General features: G+C 51.2%; 15 protein-coding genes. 6 read left to right on the forward strand and 9 right to left on the reverse strand.

The features are described 5' to 3' along the window. Window positions 1-269 precede the first annotated feature (269 nt). The gene (locus tag E3J62_00115) at window positions 270-902 is read left to right on the forward strand and encodes a hypothetical protein (GenBank protein ID TET47847.1); all 633 of its coding nucleotides are present in this window, start codon (window positions 270-272) and stop codon (window positions 900-902) included. After that, window positions 880-1170 carry a transcriptional regulator gene (locus tag E3J62_00120; GenBank protein TET47848.1) on the forward strand — a complete coding sequence of 97 codons (291 nt, stop codon included), beginning with the start codon at window positions 880-882 and terminating at the stop codon, window positions 1168-1170. The genes E3J62_00115 and E3J62_00120 overlap by 23 nt, the downstream gene beginning before the upstream one ends. Window positions 1171-1344: 174 nt before the next feature. Here the strand turns inward: E3J62_00120 and E3J62_00125 are convergent, their stop codons facing one another. Next, window positions 1345-2646, reverse strand: a complete 1302-nt coding sequence (locus E3J62_00125; protein ID TET47849.1) for a hypothetical protein — start codon at window positions 2644-2646, stop codon at window positions 1345-1347. A gap of 129 nt (window positions 2647-2775) precedes the next feature. Then, the gene (locus E3J62_00130) at window positions 2776-4074 is read right to left on the reverse strand and encodes a hypothetical protein (protein TET47850.1); all 1299 of its coding nucleotides are present in this window, start codon (window positions 4072-4074) and stop codon (window positions 2776-2778) included. A 1470-nt stretch (window positions 4075-5544) separates the two neighbouring features. On the opposite strand from E3J62_00130, the gene E3J62_00135 reads away from it, so the two are divergent. Further along, on the forward strand, window positions 5545-7116 hold the full coding sequence (locus tag E3J62_00135) for a hypothetical protein (GenBank protein ID TET47851.1): 1572 nt from the start codon (window positions 5545-5547) through the stop codon (window positions 7114-7116). After that, complete coding sequence (locus E3J62_00140) at window positions 7113-8375, forward strand: M23 family metallopeptidase (GenBank protein TET47852.1); 1263 nt, start codon at window positions 7113-7115, stop codon at window positions 8373-8375. The genes E3J62_00135 and E3J62_00140 overlap by 4 nt, the downstream gene beginning before the upstream one ends. A gap of 12 nt (window positions 8376-8387) precedes the next feature. Here the strand turns inward: E3J62_00140 and mnmE are convergent, their stop codons facing one another. From mnmE to E3J62_00165, 5 genes are all read right to left on the reverse strand, one after another. After that, a complete protein-coding gene (gene mnmE / locus E3J62_00145) occupies window positions 8388-9746 on the reverse strand; it encodes a tRNA uridine-5-carboxymethylaminomethyl(34) synthesis GTPase MnmE (protein TET47853.1) in 1359 nt (452 codons plus the stop codon). Window positions 9747-9943: 197 nt separating this feature from the next. Next, a complete protein-coding gene (locus E3J62_00150) occupies window positions 9944-10600 on the reverse strand; it encodes a protein jag (protein ID TET47854.1) in 657 nt (218 codons plus the stop codon). A 130-nt stretch (window positions 10601-10730) separates the two neighbouring features. Continuing rightward, window positions 10731-12446: a membrane protein insertase YidC gene (locus E3J62_00155; GenBank protein ID TET47855.1), complete on the reverse strand. Its 1716-nt coding sequence runs from the start codon at window positions 12444-12446 to the stop codon at window positions 10731-10733. A gap of 13 nt (window positions 12447-12459) precedes the next feature. Continuing rightward, a complete protein-coding gene (gene yidD, locus E3J62_00160; protein ID TET47856.1) occupies window positions 12460-12669 on the reverse strand; it encodes a membrane protein insertion efficiency factor YidD in 210 nt (69 codons plus the stop codon). A 356-nt stretch (window positions 12670-13025) separates the two neighbouring features. Further along, entirely contained in the window at window positions 13026-13160 is a 135-nt protein-coding gene (locus tag E3J62_00165) for a 50S ribosomal protein L34 (GenBank protein ID TET47857.1), read from the reverse strand. A 427-nt stretch (window positions 13161-13587) separates the two neighbouring features. Between E3J62_00165 and dnaA the strand changes: the two genes are divergently transcribed. Next, window positions 13588-14919 (forward strand): chromosomal replication initiator protein DnaA, encoded by a 1332-nt coding sequence (dnaA, locus tag E3J62_00170; protein ID TET47858.1) that lies wholly within the window; start codon window positions 13588-13590, stop codon window positions 14917-14919. Between the two features lie 252 nt (window positions 14920-15171). Beyond that, window positions 15172-16281, forward strand: a complete 1110-nt coding sequence (gene dnaN, locus E3J62_00175; protein TET47859.1) for a DNA polymerase III subunit beta — start codon at window positions 15172-15174, stop codon at window positions 16279-16281. A gap of 174 nt (window positions 16282-16455) precedes the next feature. Here dnaN and E3J62_00180 read toward each other — a convergent pair whose 3' ends face one another. Then, complete coding sequence (locus E3J62_00180) at window positions 16456-18339, reverse strand: hypothetical protein (GenBank protein ID TET47860.1); 1884 nt, start codon at window positions 18337-18339, stop codon at window positions 16456-16458. 62 nt (window positions 18340-18401) lie between these two features. Next, window positions 18402-21428, reverse strand: a complete 3027-nt coding sequence (locus tag E3J62_00185) for a T9SS type A sorting domain-containing protein (GenBank protein TET47861.1) — start codon at window positions 21426-21428, stop codon at window positions 18402-18404. Between the last annotated feature and the right edge of the window lie 682 nt (window positions 21429-22110).

Raw genomic sequence — 22110 nt, forward strand, 5'->3', positions numbered from 1 at the left:
GTATGGAGTAGCGCCGCTTGCGGCGCGCTAGGTTAGCGCCCATTTCCAGGAAAACCGCGCAGGTATCACATGCCGACAGGGGCCAGGCACGCACTTTTGCATTTTTGACTCTCAGACTAGCACACATCCTGTGTGCGTCATAACTCCCTTCAGACATTGAGGTTATGCAGATTCTGTCAGGAAAAATGCAAAAAAGGGGTTGACAAATCTCAAGATATGTATTAACTTTGTATTACAAAGTCCTTTGACCCACAAAAAAGGAGGGGACCATGGTGGAAGAAAGCAGCAGCAATCAGAACGGAGAGGTGCTTCAGGAATTGAGAATTATCAGATCGATGATTGAGAAGACCAAACAAAGGACAGCCGACAACGGAATATACATGGTCGTTTGGGGGTGGCTAGCCTTTCTGGGCTGCATAGCCACATACGCACTCACTGTCTTCAGACAATACCATTTCATATGGATACCCTGGGCCGCTGTGGTAGGACTGGGCACGATTTCGAATATCGTCCTGCCTAAACGAGGAAGTGAAAATGGCCATGCAAAGACTTACATCGGGAATGCCATGATGAATCTTTGGATAGCATGCGGGGTGGGAATGACCATCATAGGTTTTGTCGGTAGCCTCTCACCCAACATCTCCTACAGGCCCATTTTCCCAGTAATTTCTATCATTCTGGGGATTGGCGCATTTGCCTCAGGGGGAATAGTGGATTGGAGGCCCCTCCGCATCATAGGAGTCGTCTGGTGGGCTGGGGCCATCGTGATGATGTTCGCGCCGGTGCTGTATCATTCGCTCATAATGGCTGTCGTAATAGTCCCCGCGTACTTGGTCCCAGGGCACTTGCTAAGAGCGCAGTACAAGAGGGCGATACGAAATGAACAAGTTAGCACCACTTGACCCAATCATCCACGCGCCAGTGCGGCTAGCCATCCTGACGGTGCTGATGGCCGTCAAGGAAGCCGACTTCAACTATTTGAAGGAGACCACTGGAACGACAGACGGCAACCTGAGCACGCATCTAACCAAACTAGAACAAACCAAATACATCAAGGTCACCAAAACATTTGTGGGCAAGAAACCCAGAACCAAGTGTTCAATCACCCAAAAAGGATTGGCTGCCTACCAAGATTACATCAGAATCCTGGAAGAATATATCAAACGATGAAACTGCGAACTACACAACCAAAAAAATGGATCGGTGCGCCCGTTAGACGGCCGGGGCGAGCCTAGCCCTCCGCGGATTCCTAGCTTAGAATGCAAGAATGACGAAGATCCTTCGAGTATTCGGAGGGTAAAACCAGGTACCAATACCAGCGAAAACCTGCTATGAGCTGGTGATCTAGTCCTTTCGGATTCTGTAAAGGTAAACTTGGTTGGGAAATACGATGAGGATGCGATTCTGGTAGGAAGAGAGTGCCGGATATATTCTTCCTCTTGTCTTAGATTCAGTAGTCGCGCCTATCAGTTTAGTCCCTTCTGACAGCTTGCCACTTTCATCGACCAGGACCAATTCTGAACCACTCGCCAGCACATGAAACTGACCGGTGCCTTCAGTGGCTACTGGGAGTGAAGCGGCGGGTCCTTGTATCTCACCGTGCCATAAACGCTCCCCTGTCGCTGAGACAAAGACCTCCAGATTTCTTCCATATGAAACCAGAATCGTCTGTTCATCAGGAGTGAAACTCAACGCAGACAGACCGTATTTGATGGGCAGCTCTTTCCGCCAAAGCAAGTTTCCCGCCTTGTCGAAGATCAGTAATTCAAGAGTCCTGAAGGTCGTGGCTGCTACGTATGAACCTCTGCTGGATATAGCAAGTTCCCGACGCACTCCACGATATCCATATCCCTCGCTCCGGGTTTTCTTTGTATCTTTCCAAAGGAGCTTGCCGAATTTGTCCGTCAGCAGCAAGTAGCTTGGCGAATCAGTCTCCGCTTTGAAGCCTTCCTTACCGCAGAACACAAAGTATTGGCCATCGGCGGAAAACGCTCCCTTTCTAGAGGCGCCGAAATCCAGGCCGCTAGTGGAGTACACAATATCGCTTATCCGTTCACCCGTGGCATCATAAAAAAGTAGCTTTCCTCTGAGCATTGTGTCCTCGTCCGTAACCACTACATACCCTTCACTGGAAATCCAACCTCCACCATAGAAAATATACTCCCCGTATGGATCAACCTCCCTCAAGGGTAAATCCCAGAGTCGTTCCCCGCCGTCATCAATGACTTCGATCTGGACAAATTGTGTGTGTGGGGTCCCAGACTTCCCACTTGGTTCATCAACTAAGATTCCATGACGAAGACAAATGAACTTGCCATTTGCTGCTGGATGAACCCAGCTGCGTCTCCACCTTGGTTCTTTGCTTCCCTCGTATGTTGGCCGCAGGGATTCGAATTCGCCTTTTGTGGTATCTACTCTGTAGATGCTGTCTTCAGTTATTACGATTATTCCGTTTTGGCCAAGCACTCCGGCAATCACCTCTTCCTCAAATTCCCTCTGCCAGACTAGCTCCAGTGTTACCTCATGCCCTTCCCGCCCACCCACCTTTTGAGGCGCCACAGAACCAACACCGAGCAAGAGTATGAGTATGGTACTAATGCCTGCTACGCGTACCAACGCTGCCTCTCTAATTTGCTTGCCTCCCATCTATGTTCTGCGCATCATTTCAAGCTAATCTTCACAGGACCAGGTGCACGCTTATACCAGGCAGCATCAAAGGACATGCGCCCACACACGGCAATCACAGTAATACAGAATCCGTGTTGTCATAAAATCTTACCTCTCCTCAGGCAGTGTTACTCGATAGCACAGGAACCTGCGAGGGAAGACGACCGTTAGGCTTATGCCTTCCCCCACTTGAACCTTTACGAGTGGACATCCCACCTTGTTCAGTGAGTCGGTGCTTCTGCCTGTCTCTGCAAAATCGAGGGTACTTATGGTTTCCTGATTCCCTGTATCCAGAAACGATACAACCGACGATTCTTGCGATAAGTCGCGAATTCCTGCAACAGCAATTTCTTCTCCCCCTATCTGTTGAAGACTCGTTATCTCAGAATTTGCGTAGGTTCTCTTCCACGATGGACCTGTCTGATCTCGCCCAGCAAAACTCGAGATAACACCAATGTCGGAATAAATGACAAGTTCCTTCTCATTCTCACGGAAAAGGACTCGGTTGTCACCGGATCTAGTGATGTGATGTCTTGACATCCTCGAGCCCCGAAGATCGAAGATCTCCATGAAGTTGTCTCTAGTGAAGGCAACAATAGATTTGTTGTCTGGAGAAATCGAAATGCTGCTATGATAGGCACTCAAAAAGCCCTTTTGCTGATGTTGCCAGATCTCGTTCCCATCTTTTGTGTACAGGGTGAGATGGCTTATGTAGTCTTCGTCATTCTTCAGACCTTCATCAGAGAAGATAGCAAAGAATTCGCCATCCCAAGACCATGTCTCTCCGTGTGTGACACCGTTCTCAAACTGAGCTTCGGAGATTCTTACGTGTCTAATTGGATGGCCAAGGGAATCGCAAAAGACCAACTTGCTGTGCAAATCCAAATCGGTCTCTACAACATATCCGCGGTTAGAGACAGACAAATTCGGCGCATAGAATTCGGTTCCCGGAGATATCTCTTTTTCGCGACGCCACAACAATCTCCCCGAACTGTCGATCAGCTCGAAGACAGCCAACCGCTTCTTCTCCACCTCAGGCCTGGTCTTCTTGCTATCGAGGAGAACATTGTGATAGAATCCAAGATACTTGCCGCTCGTTGAGGGATAGACCCAGGTCCTTCTCCAAGTCGGCTCTCTATCTCCTTGGTACGTCGACCTCAAGTGCGCGAGTTCCCCAGTGCTATTCTCCAAGCTATAGATCTTGTTCTCGGTAACTACGATGCTTCTCTCTTGACCGAAGGCCACGTTGATGATTTCTTCTTGAAACCACTGCTCCGAAACTAGCTCCAGTGTTACCTTTTTCTTTTTGTGTCCCTTCTGCTCCGTGGCGATCACCGCTTGAGCCAATAGCAAGCACACCAGAACCGCCTCAGTTGTAATCCTGAGAACCAATCCTGCCTTCTTCATCTATCTGCCTCTTGTTTAGGAGTTGCGCGTCCTTCACAACTAATCATCATCCTAAGCTCACGCATCTGCAGTGTCAAGAAGACTTTTCCCCTCTACGCTCCCGCAGGCACCCGAAATAGCCTCGGTGCCAGGCTTCACCCTCCGAATACTCGAAGGATCTTCGTCATTTTTACATTTCGGTGGGACTATGTAGTAAAGTACATAGTGAGGTGTAAACAGCGTTTACACTTTTGGGGGTTTTTGCGTCGATCGGGTGTCGAGTGCCATTCGGCTAAGTTCAAAGCAGAGTTGAGGATCGTGTGAAACCGAACCCGGAACCAGCGGTATGGCACGGGTTTTGCATTATACAGAAACACAGCTGAATTGAAGTGAACATCGAGCAAGGAATCAACATCAAATAGATTTGCCTATCAGATTACCAGCACATAAGAAGAATCCCGCTGCAAGACAGAATCTTTGAGGTCTGTGCCACTTGGCATAGGCTTTTTTGTCCTGCTCCTGCCCTTTTGCACGCTCCAAAGAGGGTATTTCGAAAGAACTGACATCATATTCCACTCCATGCCACGAGTCACCAGAACCTATCTAGACGGACCCCAGACCAGAGTGCCCCCTGATACAACCGTCTGGGTAGCGTTCAGCAAGAGAATGGACATATCCTCAGTTGAGGATGCCATTCTCTCCCACCTCCATGCTGTCGTTCAGGTGAGCTACTACGACAGCAGTCGTCTCCTTCTTACTGAGCCGGAACTCGGTTTTCATTACCGCTCTCGATATGTGTTACCTATCTCTAATTCAGCCAGGGACTCCCAGGGCAGGTGGCTGGACAGAGAAGGCAACGGGAGCTCACAGGTGAGTTCCGGCTCACCTTCCACACCGACTCATCAAGGATTGGGGTGGGGACAGAACTCCCTTCACCTTGACGCTCGGTCTGTCCATGACGAGAACCTTTCAACAAGGAGGTGGGACACTCAATTTTGCAGAGTTCGGGGCTGGCACAAGGCCTGTGGGAATGGGAGGGGTCTTAGTCGCAGTGGCCGAAGATGCAGAAAGCACCGATTGGGACTCGGCCAACATGGCGACACTCGCCGGCCCCGAACCCAATTCCTTACCCCTGTGGAACCGGCCGTGTGTTTTCGTTCTAAGATCTCAGATCTGCGATCTAAGATGATTTGTTCCCCGCGTTCTTGGCCGCATCGGTACAGACATGAGACTCCGATCCAGCCATGCTCTTCGATGCGGCCAGGGCGCCTCAACCTTCAACCACCCGTCAACTACCAACACCACAGAAACTCGCAACCACAGATTATCACAGATTACCACAAGATTATTTTCTGGTTTGAATTAAGCCGTGAGAATGTGGTCTAAATCTGTGTTAATCTCGTGTAATCTCGTGGTTAGTAGTTTCGTTTTCGATCTTCGTGTTTGTGCGTTTGCGCTTGACCGGGCTCAGTAAACTGGTATCATGTGGCGGTGTACGATACGGTGATAAGGGCCTACCTGATATCAGGTTTACTGCTATTCCTCTGCGTCCAGCTGTCTGCCCAGGGAATGCTCCAGACACCTGGCGATTTCTACGTACGAGGAATCCAGAAGCTGACAAAAAAAGACTACTTCGGTGCTGTCTCGGAGCTGAAGCAAGCCTACGAGCTCGACAGCACAGACGCAGGGATCTGCCGTGCTCTTGGCTTCGCTCTCTTCCATACCAATGATCTGAAGAGCTCTGCATTCTACTATGAAAAGGTTTTATCTCAAGTACCCGATGACTGGGAGAGCGCAGCCCGGCTTGCGGTCATATGTCTGAGCGAGGAAATCCAGGACTATGACAAGGCAATCGAGTACGCACAACTCGCCACCCAGGGAAATCCTTCGAGCGACCTTGCCTATTATGCCCTGGCCAGCGCGTATGAACGCGCAGGCCATCTGGAGGAGGCGGAGAGGTACTATCGCCATTTCCTCAACACCTTCCTGGACAGCGAGTACAGTGATGAGGTGGCGAGAGCTTTAAAGAAACTGAACAAGGGCGCACTCATCCTCACACACAACGTTGTTCTTGAAAACAAAGGCTCCGCCCCCGCCAACTCGATAACAGCGCTCATCATGATCGGCAGAGATTTCGCCGAGTACCAGAAGACTGTGCTTTTGTCTGTGAAGCCTGGATTTGATGTGGTGATGAGTGATTCCCTGGGCCACAAATTTGCAGAATACAGGTTCAAGAAGCTCGACCCCGGCCAGAAAATTGAGATCACTCTCAACTATCTAATAGAAATAACTCCTACAGTCTACGACATATGGAGCCCTGCCAATGTCACTCCCACCGCGGATTTGGCCCCTTACCTGATGGCTGAGAGCATGATCGAGTCCAACTCAGAGGCTATCATCTCCGAAGCGAATATTGTCACCACGGGGGCTTTAGATGCCTACGAGAAAGCACGAAAGATCTACGATTACGTGATTAATACACTAACCTACAAGGTCCAACCCGAAAGTCGAGGGGCAGAATACGCCCTTGCGTATCCGGATGAAGCCGACTGTACAGAATTTGCGGCCCTCTTTGTGGCTCTTTGCCGCGCCTCAGCCGTGCCTGCCAGAGCAGTGTTCGGGTTCATCAGGCTGCCAGACAAGGAGCATTTGGACAGCTCCCATGCCTGGGCGGAGTTCTATCTCGATGACTTCGGCTGGGTACCAATTGACCCCACCTACGGCTCGCGGTATTCCGAGGAATATTTCGCCCGGATAGACGCAGACCACATAGCTCTCTGGTCTCCTTCGCCTTTATTTCAGGGAAGATGGAGTCTCATCGTCTTCCACAGCACCAGAGACTCGAACGTCAAACTCTCTGCCACTGAAACTGCCGACATCCGCAAGGTCAAGAGGGCCGAGCCGAACCTGGAACTGGCAAAACTCCTCAATTTCCCCAAAGTGGTGGCGGAGCTGCCACCCCTCGAGAAGAGCGGGGCAAGATCTGTCCTTCTTTTGTCGTCAGCAATCATCTTCTTTCTCGTTCTGGTCTCTCTTCTCGCATCCAGGAGGTTCCTCAGGTGAGCCAAACCCTCAAGGCAGTTCTGGCCACTACGGCAGCCATCTTCACATTAGCACTGATCGGATGCTCGAAAAAAACTCTTCCTGAACGGGAGTCAGCAAACGAGAATAGCGCGGAGGTCTCCGTCCAGCCTGGCTGGGCATTCGAGACCACACTTCAGGAACTATCAATTCCTTCTGAACTCACAGCGTCCATTGTTGGCTCTCTTGACGACATCTTTGATTTCAGAAGGTGTATGCCCGGTGACAGGGCAATTCTCGTGACAACCAAGACAAATGAATTCAAACGGTTTGAGTACCACCGAAGCCCCACCAGATACTTTCTCGTCGAGCCTTCCGACTCTGGAATGGCAGCCCGCGAGGTGATACTCACTACAGAAAAAAGAGTTTACTGCATCGAGGGTAGTATCCAGTCATCGCTGTATGAGTCAATCATAGTTCTCGGCGAGGGGCCCGAACTTGCCTATGGTTTCTCCGACATATTTGCCTGGGACATAGATTTTAACGTGGAGACAAGAACCAACGACCGCTTTTCCATGCTTGCAGTCAAGGAATTCGCCAACGGTGAGTTTGTGGGATACGGCTCAATCCTCTACGCAAGATACAACGGGAAGTTGGGAAACCATGAGGCAACCAGATTCGAGAATCCCGACGGGCACCAAGACTACTACGACGAGAACGGAAAGTCTCTAAGGAAGGTCTTCCTCAGGTCAGCTCTCCAGTACAGGAGAATAAGCTCTTACTTCAGCAAGAGGAGATTCCACCCGATTCTCAAGATATACTGCCCACACCGCGGTGTGGACTATGCGGCACCTGTAGGCACTCCAGTTTCGGCGATTGGCGACGGGGTGGTCACGTTTGCGGGGTGGAAAGGCGCGTACGGCAAACTTATCTACCTGAAGCATAAAGCCGGCTACCAGTCAGGCTACGGACACCTATCGAGGTTTGCGAAAGGGATAAGAAAAGGTAAGAGAGTGAAGCAAGGGCAGTTGATCGGATATGTAGGCAACACCGGGCGGTCCACAGGCCCCCATCTCCATTTCGAGATGAAGCGCTATGGAAGCCATGTTAATCCTCTCAGGGTGAAGATCCCGGCAGCCGATCCTGTCCCCAAGAAGTATGCATCTCTTTTCCAGAAACAGAAAAAGAACATGGCTTCTCTGGTCAAAGCCTATGAATTGATGGGCACCACCAGAGAACTGGCCGAAATGAGCAGGAAAGCAGTGGTGAAAGACTCATTGGCTGCATCAGGAGCAGACTGACTCAACCCCAGTTTACTTCCCGATGCAGAACTCAGCAAATATGGCATCCAGAACATCCTCGCTGGTTGTCTCCCCTGCTATCTCTCCCAGCGCAGAGAGCGCGTCCCTCAGCTCGAGAGCAACAATTTCTGGTGTCTTTGCCTGCTTCAGCCCCACCACGCCTGCTTCAAGATGAGAATCGCATCTCTTCAACGCAGCAAGGTGCCTTGCCCTCGTGAAGACCCCACTCCCACCTGCTCCACCTCCACCCCACACCAGTTCTTTCATCTTCTCTTTCAGCTCATCAAGCCCATGGCCGTATTTTGCGGATACTGGAAGTGACTCGTGGAGAGACGAGGCATCGATTCTCTTTTTCAAATCGCATTTGTTAAGCAGAACGAGCTTTCGCTTAGTCTTTACTGCCCGAAACACCTCCGTATCCTCTTCCGTCATCTGGCCAGACCAGTCGAGCAAGAGAAGGGCGAAATCCGAAACCTCTATTGCCTTTCTGGCTCTCACCACTCCCTGCATCTCAACGGAGGAGACCGAGTCCCTGAGCCCGGCCGTGTCTATCAACCGGACTGGAACACCCGACACCTCAATCCATTCGGCGAGATAATCTCTTGTGGTACCAGGAACAGGAGTGACTATGGCTCTCTCTTCTTGAAGAAGCGCATTCAAAAGTGAGGACTTCCCTACGTTCGGTTTCCCTACTATCGCCACCGTAATGCCTTCACGCATCAGTCTACCTCTGCTCCCATCCTCGATAAGCTTCACAACTTTTTCGCGCGTCTTCTCCATCTCGTCCAGCACAGACTGACTGTCCATGAGCGTATCATCTTCAGGAAAGTCGATTGAAGCTTCCACCAGAGCAAGGCTGTGGACCATAAGACCCCTAATCTCCTCAAGCACCCGCTTCCCTTTCCCTGCAAGCTGCATTGCTGCAGACTGAGCAGCCTCCGTGGTCCTCGCCTTGACCAGATCAACCACAGCTTCAGCCTGTGACAGGTCCATGCGGCCATTCAAGAAGGCACGCTTTGAAAATTCCCCTGGTTCGGCTGGAGCTGCTCCATGTGCATAGAGAAGACTGAGCACCTCACCAAGAACCACGGGCCCACCGTGACAGTGGATCTCTACCATGTCCTCGCCAGTATAGGAGTTGGGTGCGCGCATGACTGCAAGCAAGACAGTGTCTATTACAACATCTGTTTGCGGATCACAAATCTCACCGTAGTGGAGCGTGTGGGTTTCCATCCCAGAAGGGCCTGTCCTCCCCTTGAAGACAATGTCTCCAATCTTAAGAGCTTCGCCCCCACTCATTCTCACCATTCCAATCGCCCCCTCTCCGGGCGGGGTGGAAATGGCCGCTATTGTATGATCGCCTACTCCCATCTAAGGCCTCCACTCACACGCCCCCCGGTTCAATATGGTTCAACATGGTTCAATATTGAACAATCTTCAGGAGTGCACCCTCCACCCGTCGAGGAGCCAAAAGACATGCTTGCCCTCCGTAAAGCACCATGCGGAGAGAGCACCCATCAGCTCTCCCCGCCCGGGGCAAAGTCCTTTAACTTCATCTATCCTCTTGATTATGCCGGCTCGGAAGGCCTGTCCTCTTTCGATTTCTCCCGGGGTGCTACTACCACATTCCTGGCAGGACCATTGCCCACAGTATAGGTTCTCACATCCGGATCGTTCTGGAGGGCAAGATGGACAATCCTCCTCTCCCTCGATTGAAGAGGGTCCATCGTCACCTCCTTCCCGAACCTTCTCACTCTCTCTGCTGTCTCCTTCGCCTTTCTCCGGAGGAGCTGATTGTGTCTCGCCTTGTATCCTCCAACATCAACGTTCACTCTCACACCGGGATACATTCTTCCGGCAATTCTGTTTGTAATATGCTGCAGCGCCTCCAGGGTTCTTCCTTCTCTGCCTATGAGCAAGCCATCCAGTTCCCCAATACTTATGTCAGCAGTAAACACCCCTTCCTTCTCGTTGACTGCAACTTTCGAATCAAATGCCATGAGCAGAAGGAGCTTTTGAACCAGCTCTCTCACCTCTGATGGGCTTGCTTTATCCATTGCTGAGACTCTCACCCTTGCGGGCTTCCTCCCAATACCAAGGATTCCGCCTGTGGAGCCTTCGTCTATTATCTCTATCCTCGCCTGAGCGGGCTCTATGCCCAGTTTCTCCATGGCCTTTTCTATGGCCTCCTCCACAGTTTTCCCTTCTTCTTCGACGAATTTCATGGTCAACCTCCGGACGATATCTTGCTGTGCACCTAAACTAAACCAGGGATCCTAAGAATGAATTGCTCAGCACTCGATGGAAACATATACAAACCATTTGCTCATTGCACACGACCCCTGAATGTGCTCGTTAAGATGCTGTTTTCGGCTCTTCTCCCCTCTTGTGCAGTATATAATGCTGAACCACCGAGAGCACATTGTAGATAAACCAGTAAAGAACAAGCCCTGCTGGAAAACTCCAGAATATGAAGAGCATGATCATTGGCATCATGTATGTCATCGCTTTCTGACGTGGATCCGTCGGTGTGAATTTCTGCTGGACAAACATTGATCCTGCCATAAGAACCGGAAGGATGAAAGTGGGATCTCTCTCTGAAAGATCAGCAATCCACAGGAAGTTGGCTCCTCGGAGTTCAATCATGGATCTGAGTATGGCAAACAGCGCCCAGAATACGGGCATCTGAAAGAGGAGCGGTAGACACCCTCCGAGCGGATTTATGCCCTCCTTTTTGTAAATGCCCATCGTTTCCGTGTTCAATCTCTTAGGATCTTTCTTGTACTTCTGTTTCAGCGCGGCGATCTTTGGCTGAAGCTTCTGCATCTCGCGCATGGACCTCAGGCTTTTAAAGGTGAGGGGATAGAATATGACCATCATGATGCACGAGAAGAGAATAATAACCACTCCGTAGTTGTGCACCAGCTTGTGCAGCCACACGAGAATCCTCAGGATCAACCTGCTGATGCCACTCACCCATCCTGGTCCCAGATAGACTGCCCTCTGCAACCCCAAGTCAAACTCTCTCAAGCGGTCATACTGTATGGGGCCAACGTAGATGTCGTACTCAGCCCTGTTGCCTTCGCTCATCATCCTGACCGAAAGCTCTGTGGGAGCGACCGTATCAACCCTGGCGCCAATCCTGACAATACTCGGACCAACTGTGTCAACCCTGAAGTATCTCACTTCCCTTTTCGGTATGAAACAGGCGAGGAAGTACTTCGTCTTTACTGCCCCCCAGTCGACTCGTCCAACGTACTCAAGGTCCCTTATCTTGTGGATCTCCCCGCTCCTCAACACCTTTACTGCCTTTGTCAACTGCCACTGCTTGAACATTCCGCCAACCATGGCCATGGCAGAGAAGTAGTTGAGATAGCCCCTCTGCGCCTTCTCTGTCTGGCGGAGCCCTGCACCCCAATCCAGGATCAGCTCTTTTGCGCTCCCCGGACAGATCTCTTCGAGACCTATGATGTAATCACCATTCCTGAAGGTGTATGTTTTCCTCAGAGTGCTCCCATCTGGAAGAAGCGCGGCGAACACCACCTTTCCTTCTACAGCGCCGGATGGGTGGACGGTCGTTTCTATGGTGAAGTTATGGTTGGCCAAATCGAATGTGCCGTCAGAGGTCCTGACAGTGGAAAGGACAGCCCTGCGACCCTCTGGAATGAGCTCGGCTAGCTCCTGCGACTCCTCCCTGCGTCTAAACATAGACTGAATGAGCGCCCAGATACGCTCGAAGGTAGACGCGGCCTTCAGCTCTTCTCCCTTCCCCCTCAAATCAGCATACTCTTTCAGGCGGAGGCTTTTTATGGAACCCCCTACGCTCGACAGGCAGATCCTGTGCAGGTCTGTCTCTATGAGGACAGAATCTTCATCTGCTGTCGGAGCCACGCGAGCAGCTTTCAACTCGGTTGGCTTGACCCTTTCAACCATTACTCTTTCCAAATGGGGTTCTTCCGATTCCACAGGAAGTGGAGGTTGCGCTTGCTGCCTGGGAAGGTATTTGTACGAGATGATCGAGATCAATACGATCAGAAAAATTGCGATCAGTGTTCTCGTTTCTGCACTCATATCAGTTCTTTTTCTATATTAGAGGATCATAACCGCCGCGGTTGAAAGGATTGCAGCGGAGCACCCTTAGAACTGCCAGCCACACACCTTTCAAGAATCCATACTTCTCCACGGCACATATCGCGTACTCAGAGCAACTGGGAGTGAACCTGCAAGACAAGGGGAATACCGGGGAAATGGCAATCTTGTAGAGCCTGATGATCGCGATAATCAGTCTAGTCACAAATGATCCTTGCCTTCCTCAGTCCTTGAATCAGCTCGAGCTCGATCTGAGCGTAAGACTTCGCCAGCACGCCCTCACCAGCAATAATTACGAACTCCCTATCATCCCCCATCCTCTGTTTGCACCTTCTGTACGCTTCTCTCAACTGCCGCTTGATTCTGTTCCTCTTCACAGCCCCCTTGATCGCTCTCGAGAGCGCGAACCCAACCCTCCTTCGGGCTGCCTTTCTGTGAATGATAGTCAGGCACCCCCAGCGTGTCCTCTCACCATGGGCAAAGAGAGCGTCGAAGTCTGTCCGCGTTCTCAGAATCTCATCTTTGGGAAGAGACTCATCTTTCCGGCTGATCTTCCTCCCTTCAGGCGGACAGTTCTTTCCTACCTTTTGCACGACGTCTGTTGAGGATCCGTCGCCCCCCCTTGGTGGACGACCTCTTCCTGAACCCGTGAGTCTTGCTCCTCTTTCGCCTGCTCGGCTGATAGGTTCTCTTCATCTCTTTCTACTCTCGCCAGTTAACACTAGGCCTATTCTATCCATAACCGCGCAACTGTCAACCTTTTTTGACACCGAACACACTTTTCTCTTGACAGGTTTTTGGCTCTCTGATACCATGCCCGCATGTGGATAACTTCCTGCGTACGTTTCCTACATACAACACGGAGAGTGGGATTGAGCTGTGTCTCGCGGCATCTTCTCTACGCTGTGGATAAGCGAGGTTGCTTTCATGCACTGTGCGCATAACTCTCTTTGCAGTATAGGCTTGGGGTAATCCAAGGAGTGTGTATAACAATGTTAATAACTCTCTCGCAGAACATATTCTCAAGCCCTTATGTGTATGTCTTTTTTGCCCTTCTGAGTCAGTCGTTGTTTGTGGATAACAATGTGGATAACTTTTGTCTGAAGGAATAGAAGGGTGCCCCATGTCTAACACTGCAACAAAGATATGGGAGGAAGCTCTCGTGTTACTTAAGGAGAAAGTTCATGAGCAGAGCTTCAACACATGGTTACGTCCTACAAGAGGGGACTCTCTCACTGATGGGCAATTGAAGATCCAGGTTCCCAACCCGTTTTATGCTGAGTGGCTAGGAGAACACTACTCGAACTTGATACAGAAATCAGTGGAGGAGGTAGTCGGGAAGCGGGTGCAAATGGTTTACGAACCCGTTGTGAAGGTCGGCTCCGGTGTCAAACGGATCAAGCCTGTCCAGCAGGACACATTCTTGGCAAGAGAAAGCCAACTCCAGGAGAGGTTCAGATTTGAGAATTTCGTTGTGGGCAGTGGGAATCAGTTCGCCCACGCTGCGGCACTCGCCGTCGCAGAATCACCAGGCAGAACCTATAATCCTCTGTTCATATATGGGGGCACAGGCCTTGGCAAGACCCACCTTTCCCAGGCCATAGGACACTTTGTCAAGGACCAGAAACCCTCCTCGAGGGTTTACTACACAGCCGCCGAGAAGTTCATGAACGAGATGGTCTACGCCATTCAGAACAGAAAGATGATCGGATTCAAGAACAAATACAGGTCGAAGGACTTGCTCATTCTTGATGACGTACACTTCCTTGCCGATAAAGAGTCACTCCAGGAGGAGATGTTTCACACCTTCAACTCTCTCTATGGGGCCGGCCGCCAGCTTGTCATGACGAGCGATCGTCCTCCTAAGGAGATACCCTCTCTCCAGGAAAGACTTCTATCAAGATTCCAGTGGGGACTTGTTGTGGATATAAAGCCGCCTGATCTGGAAACGAGAATGGCAATACTGAAGAACAAGGCTGAGAGGGATGGGATAGATATGCCCGATGATGTCTCTTACTACATCGCGGGGAGTGTGAAATCGAACGTTAGAGAATTGGAAGGCTGTCTCATCCGTCTACTTGCCTTCTGCTCTCTGACAGGCCGAGAAATGAATCTTGATACGGCCCGCGAGGTGTTGAAGGAGGTCATGGGACCCGAAAAACCGCGTATAACGGTTGATGGTATCCAGAGGGTGGTGGCAGACTACTATGACTTGTCCGAAGATGCCATACGGGGCAGGAGAAGGACTGCCTCAGTAGCGCTTCCCCGGCAGATAGCCATGTATCTTTGTCGGGAGCTGACGGAATTATCCCTCAAGGAGATTGGGACCAGATTCGGAGGCAAAGACCATACCACGGTCCTCCACGCACATGAAAAGATAAAAAGACTCGTGGAAACGGACCCCCAAGTACAGTTGGCCACAGAAAAATTGATACATACAATCAAGAGTGAATAACATGTTGTCAACGTGTGCCCTTTGTGTTAGTATCTTTTCCTGTCAGGAGAGAGGGTGTGGATGACAGTGGTTAAGTGCCAAGTTTTGCACAGGATTCCACAAACCGCTCTGTGCCCATATGTGTCCTATGCAGATGACACATACGGCGACAAGAATCGACTTTTTCACATATTCACAGGCCCTATTACTACATCTATTCATTTAATATATATCAGTAATAGATAGGTGTGTGTAAATCTCAAGGAGGATGGGATGAAGTTCTCGGTGACAAAGAAGGATCTGCTTAAGGGTTTACAAACCGTGCTTAACGTTGTCCCACAGAGGACTACATTTCCAATTCTTTCAAATGTACTGGTGGATGCGCAAAAAGGAGAACTATCCCTTTCTGCCACAGACTTGGATATTTCCATCACGACGACCGTGCACGCAAGTGTTAGCAAGTCCGGGTCAATTACCTTGCCGGCGAAGAGGGTGAACGAAATTGCGCGGGAACTTCCCGAAGGAGACATTGAGGTCACCGAGAAAGAAGAGAAGGTAACAATTAGTGGGGGAAAGAGTTTTTTCAGGTTGAGTGGGATCTCAAAATCTGAATTTCCCGAACTCCCCACAATAGAAAAGAGAAACTATATGATGATGGGCTCAACGGTCCTGGCCAGGGCTATTGAGAAAACAGCTTTCGCTGCGTCAACAGACGAGATGAGACCAGTTCTTTCAGGGGTGTTGTGGCATATAGGAAAGTCTGAGACGCGCATGGTGGCTACCGACGGCCACAGGCTCGCCCTCTATAAAATGCGGCAGTCTAATGTCGTGGAGAAGGATGTAGACGTGAACGTACCCCCAAAGGCCCTTTTCCTGATGAGCAGGGTCGCGGAAGAACCTGAGAAAGTAGAGGTCCGATTCGAGGAAGCACGAATCGGGTTCTACGTGGACTCTACAGAGATAACTGCGAGGCTGGTTGAAGGAGAGTTCCCTGACTATGATCAGGTGATACCGAAGGACAATGACAAGGTGATGAAGGTTTCACGTGAGGCTCTGATGTCGGCGATGAGGCGCGTTTCCATATTCTCCAACCCGAACACACACCTGACAAGGTTAAGCCTACGAAAAGGGAAGCTGGAACTGTTCTCAGAGACTGCTGAAATAGGTGAGGCAAGAGACGAGATAGACTGCGACTACAAAGGCGAGGAACTTGACATAGGCTATAATGCGAACTACCTTCTGGAGATACTCAAAAAGCTGGAGAGCCAGGAGGTGCAACTTGCGCTCTCAACTCCACTTTCCGCTGGTCTTATTACCCCCGAGAAACACAAAGAAGACGAGGAACTCCTCTATCTGTTGATGCCCATAAGGCTGCTCGACTAGCGCTTCGATTCGCAAATGCAGTGACACTCCATTCAAAACACATTGCCGCACATTGCTCACTCAGCACGAGTCCTGAGTGGATGAGACCGAAGGACCAGCCTCGAGCAAATGAATTCGTCATCGAATTCATGAATCGAACGACCAGGAAGATTTGGCTGTGCGAGCAAGCGGACCTTACCGAATCAAAACTACCTTTTCTGTGAGCAGCCCCCTGCCTGCGGCGACCTTCAAGAAATAGATACCAGAGGGCGCAGCTATCCCGGCTGAGTCTTTTCCGTCCCAGGCGAGAAAAGCTTCATAACGGGTGTCCTGGTGCCGCGGAAGAGCAAGTGTCTGAATCAACCTGCCGCTAAGGTCACATACGAAGACTGAACGTGGATACTCCTTATTCTGTTGCGCTTCGGCATCCAGACCAATCGTTATCTCTACTCGGGAGCTGAAGGGGTTGGGCGCCACTGTGAGAAAGAAGCGGGATACTACCCCTCTTGTGGATGGTTGCTCTCCTATACCAGTCGGTGTCGCATTGATTGCGTCGCACACTCTGATTCTTCCGGATCCGTAGTCGTTGTCCTTGCCCGGGCTGCCCAGTTCAAGCGCGGTCGTCTCTATTACGGAATCGACCTCAGCAGGACTGACGTCCGGGTTCTTTGAAAGCATCAATGCCATCAGCCCTGCGACATGAGGGCAGGCCATGGAGGTTCCGCTCCACATGGGCCCACCCACGTATCCGTTGTTATCGGTGCGGCTGAGTGATGTGATATTGCTACCTGGAGCGCATACATCGGGGTCTATGAGCCCCATCTCAGGATTGTAAGGATAGTCGAACCAAGGGCTTATTGTGTCCCACGAGACGGGTCCATAGCTGGAGAAGCTTGTAATATCGTCACTGGAGTTAGTCGCACCCACCGTCACCACTCCGCTCAGACCTCCGGTCAGAGTCTGGTGAGGGTGAAGCCACGGAGGGGGTATATCGCCAGGAGTTCTTATGTTGTCCGGGGGTGGGAACCATGTGGGGGACACCCAGTGTTCTCTTTCGTTTCCAGCTGCAACTGCTGCCGAGACTCCGGCCAGCATAACCCCGTTGAAGAGATTTCTCCATGTCGCGCGATCAGGATTGTAGTAATGGAGCCATCCTATGGAAAACGTGAGAACATCTGCGCCGTTGTTGAGGGCATACTGTATCGCCTCCCAGACATCGGTTTCCCACCCGCTGCCCCCCGAGTCAAGGACTTTGAGGGACATAATGCGGGCGTCCGGGGCAACCCCGGTATTGCGTCCTGCAGTTCCATCGCCGGCGACAGTGCCGGCGGTGTGGGTGCCATGCCCGTTGTCATCCCTGGGGTCGGAATCAGTATTGGCGAAGTCGTATCCATAATAGTCATCAACGTATCCGTTGCCGTCATCGTCGATACCGTTGCCCGGCGTTTCTCCAGCGTTTGTCCATATATGGTCTGCCAGGTCAACGTGTTCGTAGTTTACGCCTGTATCGAAGTGGCCGACGACTATCGACTGGCCCGTGTAGCCCTGCTGCCAGGCGCAGGGAGCATGGACCAGATCGATGTTCCAAACAGTATCGGGCATCGCGGGAGAAAGATTGTCAGGTGTTTGGTTCGGATTACGCGGGAACTCCATCAGGGCATTCTCATAGAGATCTAGATCTATTCGCACAACAGAAGGAGAGCGCGCAAGCTTGCCTATGACAGATCTTGTGACTTCTGCGGCCACCACGTTCGCCAGCCACAGCGAGCGGACTCTGCGCACATTGCCCACGCTCTTTTCTCTCTCCAGAAGAGAAATGACAGGGGCATGGTTACTTGCGGCCGCGGCCTTGAGTTGAGTTACGACAAACTCCCTCTTTTCCAGTCTGTTCATGCCGGCGACCCTATCAAGCAAATACGCTAGGTCGGGCTGGCGTCCTAGGTTGATTTTGACATGGAGGAATTGGCCACCTTCTGCGGTTGCGATCCTTTCAGAGAGCTCGGGGCTTACTATTTGATTTGCGTAGGCGGATGAGAGAGAAAGGAGCATCGCGAGGACAATGTATATTGGTCCTTTCATAGTGTCTCCTTCGTTGGGTGTTTGAACTCCGGGGGCTCGAAAGAGCCCCCGGAAATAGGTTCTTATCTAGCTATTACCATCTTCCGAGAAGTGGTACGGCCAGAACAGGTCAACCTGTAGAAGTAGATTCCACTGGGAACTCTCTGTCCTTTGAGGTCAGTGCCATCCCACGAAATCGAAAGCCTTGAGGAAGAAGAGGAAGCTTTGGAGTCCGGGTGGAGAGTCTTGATAACCCGGCCGGCAGCATCGAATATGGTGAGAGAGGTGTTCTCCACATCCGGCGTGACGAACTGAATCTGGGTGCCCGAGGAGAATGGATTTGGACTGTTCTGATAAAGGGCGAAGACAGGAGCCTTTTCCCTACGTATGGTGTTCTCTTCAACTCCAGGAGTTCCATCGTACTGCTCTTGGCCGTCATCAGAGTTGTCCTGAATATCTGTAAGGTTGTTGCCGCCAACGATCAGCACAGCCACGATGGTGCTGTCACCAGGTGCCAGGTCAAATGGCCCTGCTGAGACCATCACCGACCAGTCATAGGCTCTGTTGCTCTGAGAGACACTGATAGTCCCGTTAAGGAAGTTCATCTTTACGCTTTCAGTCATCTGGCCGTAATAGACATATAGTTCATGGTCTATCACAGAGAGGTTGGCTGCGGTCTTGGGATCAAGAAGAGTCACGCCCACGTACGGGCCGGCTGCGTTCTCATACATGTATCCAAGCCTTCTGGCAGCGTCAGTACCTGCGTAGTTGCTTTGAGCGTCAGCGCCCATGTCAAAATCAGCAAACTGCCCCAGGTACAATCCATTGAGTGGCGAGCCACCTTCGTTCTTCATGGTGTACCTTATTATCACGTAATCGTCGTGGGGAGGGGAACCCCATGCCCATGAGTCCTGCGTAATCTCCAACCCCTTGGGTGTGCCGTGTCCAGCGTCATCATAACGCACCCAGCCGTCCTGATCAGAATATACTGCCTGGCCGAACTGGAGTCCCTGGCAGAGGATCGTCTCCCAGTCGCTCTCTGCGCCCGCCGGGCTATAGAATCTATCGACAACGTAGCTTGAGGAGTTGCCAGCGGCCATTCCTCCATAGTAGAGATGATCTATGTACTTGGGATATTCAAATCCGTCACCCGCGCCCTCGGTAGTCGTGAATCCGAGTGCCCCGAAGCCGGTTACAGTCAGTCTGACGTTGCCAACGTTGTGAGTCTCCCAGGCGGGCGGTGCCTGTCCTATTGTTAAGGAGAAATTGACATCATTTTCGTAGGCCCCATCAGCAGTAATGTGCAGAGTGAATGGGACTTGGTAGCCCTCGCATGCAGATGGGTCTACCACGATCACGTACGGATCAGAGTTGTTATCAGCGCTCGAGCCTGAGGAGATGTTGCCGAAGTTCGAGGTGCTGTCTGTCACAGAAACGTATGGATCGGATTCTCTCAGGGTGGCCTGGACATTTGTGGCATCCAGTCCTGAGTTCATCAGAGTGATTATGAGGTCAACAGTCTCGCCAGGATCCATTCTTCCGTTGTTGTTTCCACCGGAGTCATCAACAAGGTGGCTCTGCTTGAAGATGTAGGGCTCGCCTGAGGGGGGAACAAGAGTTATAGCATCCAGGCACCGGATTCTGCCCGCGCCGTAGCTGTTGTCTTTTCCAGCAGAGCCTCTGTCGAGTGCTGTCACCTCTATAATTGAATCGACGAGAGCAGGAGTCAGACTGGGGTTCTTCGAAAGCATCAAGGCCATCAGCCCTGCGACGTGAGGGCAGGCCATGGAGGTTCCCTGCCAGCCTGAGGTGTAGCCGGTGTTGTTGTAATAGGCGCACGAGGTGACGTTCACACCGGGCGCGGAAACGTCAGGGTCCATGAGCCCCATCTCAGGATTGTAAGGATAGTCAAACCAAGGGCTTATACTTTCCCACGAGACGGGTCCGCGACTGGAGAAGCCCGCAATATTGTCACTGGAGTTGGTTGCCCCGACAGTGACCACGCTGCCCAAACCTCCGGTTAGAGTCTGGTCAGGATGAAGCCACGGTGGCGGAACGTCTCCTGGAGTTCTCACATTGTCCGGCGCCCCGCCGCCTCCCTCGTTGCCGGAAGCCACTGCTGCAATCAGGCCAGCAGCAAGCGCTGCGTCGAATGAATTTCTCCACTGTGTCCTGTTGGGGTTCCATATGTGCTGCCACCCTATTGAAAAGGTCATCACTCTGGCGCCGTTGTCTATTGCATACTGAATCGCTTCCCACACGTCGGACTCACTGCCGTTTCCTCCATCGTCCAGAACCTTCAGCCCCATTATCTGCGCATCAGGGGCTACTCCGCATGAGTCTCCAGCGGTTCCGTCTGATGCCACTGTTCCTGCTGTGTGAGTGCCATGTCCGGCAGCATCTCTTGGGTCGCCGTCGTTGTAGGCGAAATCGTATCCATAGACATCATCAATATAGCCATTGCCGTCGTCATCAACGCCATTGCTCGGGATCTCACCAGCGTTGACCCATATATGGTCAGCAAGGTCAACATGGGTGTAATTGACGCCAGTATCGAAGTGACCCACGACTATGCCCTGGCCTGTGAATCCGAGAGCCCAGACCGCAGGGGCATTGATCAGGGTTATGTTCCATTCAACGCTGGGGGCCAACGGGAAGCTACCTTCGGGTCCCTGGGCAAGGAGCACGTTCCTCTTTACGTCAAGAACCATCCGCTCGATGCCGGGCATCTGTCGCAATCTTGATACGACATCTCTTGTTGCCTTCACTGCTATTACGTTGTTGACCCAGAGCGATCTCACACGCTCGGTATTCCCCAGTTTCTCTTGTGATTTCAGGAATGAGAGAAGGTGACTTTGCTTTTCCTCTACGAATCGTTTCAGTTCAGTTACCACTGTGTTTCGCTTCTGTTCAAAAGTGAAGTCGGAAGTGGTTTCGATGAGCGCCTGATAACCGGGCGTTCCCTCGCATATTACAATTATGTCCATAAGCTGATCCGGGCCCGCTTCACTCAGGGCCTTTTCAAGGTCCGGGGTGATTCTCGAATTCGGCGCGGAAAGGGCTGTTGAAGCGAGAGCAAATACCATTAAGAATAGCAAAAACTTGTTCATAGAATCCTCCTAGAGTTTGCTAAGCGACTCCAAAACCAGACAGACAAAAAAACCGCGACCCTCACCCCCTCTCGATGGTTTAATCTAGTGGCTTATAAGGTGATCCCCGCGGACATAAAGTAGTGCAGTCTTACCTATACCAGCCAAGGATATATTACATAATACTGGCAGAAAAGTCAACCTAAAGGTGCACGCTGAACAATGGCTATCAGCTTCTAGGAAAACCTTTTCACCACAGAGAACACAGAGACTAATATCTGGCCTCAAACCCTCGTAGAATCTCAGTGACCTCAGTGGTTTGTTTTGTTCACCACAGAGAACACAGAGACTAATGTCTGGCTCCAAACCCTAGTAGAATCTCAGTGTCCTCAGTGGTGGGTTTTTTGAGCACAGAGAACAGAGACTGTTTTCTTGTAAGTGGCAAGTCACTTGTCAGCTCACACATGAAACCACGAAATTCCCATCGCCCAGTTCCACCACCTTCGAAATTTCTCTCAACTCCTCCCCACGTCCCCGCAAATAGAAAATCAAAAACTGAAGAACCCAAGATCGAGAAGTTAAGCGTAGGCGGGCGAAGGAGGGTGTGAAGTCTGTAGTTTAACAGTTTCTCGTTTTTTTGCCCTTTGATATTTGACGTCGATTTTAGCGCTTTAGAATCTCGTGTAATCTATGGCTTCAGGTC

The sequence above is a fragment of the candidate division TA06 bacterium genome, assembly GCA_004376575.1.
Lineage (GTDB): Bacteria > Hydrothermota > DG-26 > E44-bin18 > E44-bin18 > E44-bin18.

Excerpts from the sequence above, each read along its gene's own strand:
- dnaA (TET47858.1), top strand. The coding sequence starts at position 13,588 with ATGTCTAACACTGCAACAAAGATATGGGAGGAAGCTCTCGTGTTACTT.
- E3J62_00185 (TET47861.1), bottom strand. The coding sequence starts at position 21,428 with ATGAACAAGTTTTTGCTATTCTTAATGGTATTTGCTCTCGCTTCAACA.
- E3J62_00115 (TET47847.1), top strand. The coding sequence starts at position 270 with ATGGTGGAAGAAAGCAGCAGCAATCAGAACGGAGAGGTGCTTCAGGAA.
- E3J62_00130 (TET47850.1), bottom strand. The coding sequence starts at position 4,074 with ATGAAGAAGGCAGGATTGGTTCTCAGGATTACAACTGAGGCGGTTCTG.
- E3J62_00165 (TET47857.1), bottom strand. The coding sequence starts at position 13,160 with ATGAAGAGAACCTATCAGCCGAGCAGGCGAAAGAGGAGCAAGACTCAC.
- E3J62_00155 (TET47855.1), bottom strand. The coding sequence starts at position 12,446 with ATGAGTGCAGAAACGAGAACACTGATCGCAATTTTTCTGATCGTATTG.
- mnmE (TET47853.1), bottom strand. The coding sequence starts at position 9,746 with ATGGGAGTAGGCGATCATACAATAGCGGCCATTTCCACCCCGCCCGGA.
- dnaN (TET47859.1), top strand. The coding sequence starts at position 15,172 with ATGAAGTTCTCGGTGACAAAGAAGGATCTGCTTAAGGGTTTACAAACC.
- E3J62_00180 (TET47860.1), bottom strand. The coding sequence starts at position 18,339 with ATGAAAGGACCAATATACATTGTCCTCGCGATGCTCCTTTCTCTCTCA.
- E3J62_00150 (TET47854.1), bottom strand. The coding sequence starts at position 10,600 with ATGAAATTCGTCGAAGAAGAAGGGAAAACTGTGGAGGAGGCCATAGAA.
- E3J62_00120 (TET47848.1), top strand. The coding sequence starts at position 880 with ATGAACAAGTTAGCACCACTTGACCCAATCATCCACGCGCCAGTGCGG.
- E3J62_00125 (TET47849.1), bottom strand. The coding sequence starts at position 2,646 with ATGGGAGGCAAGCAAATTAGAGAGGCAGCGTTGGTACGCGTAGCAGGC.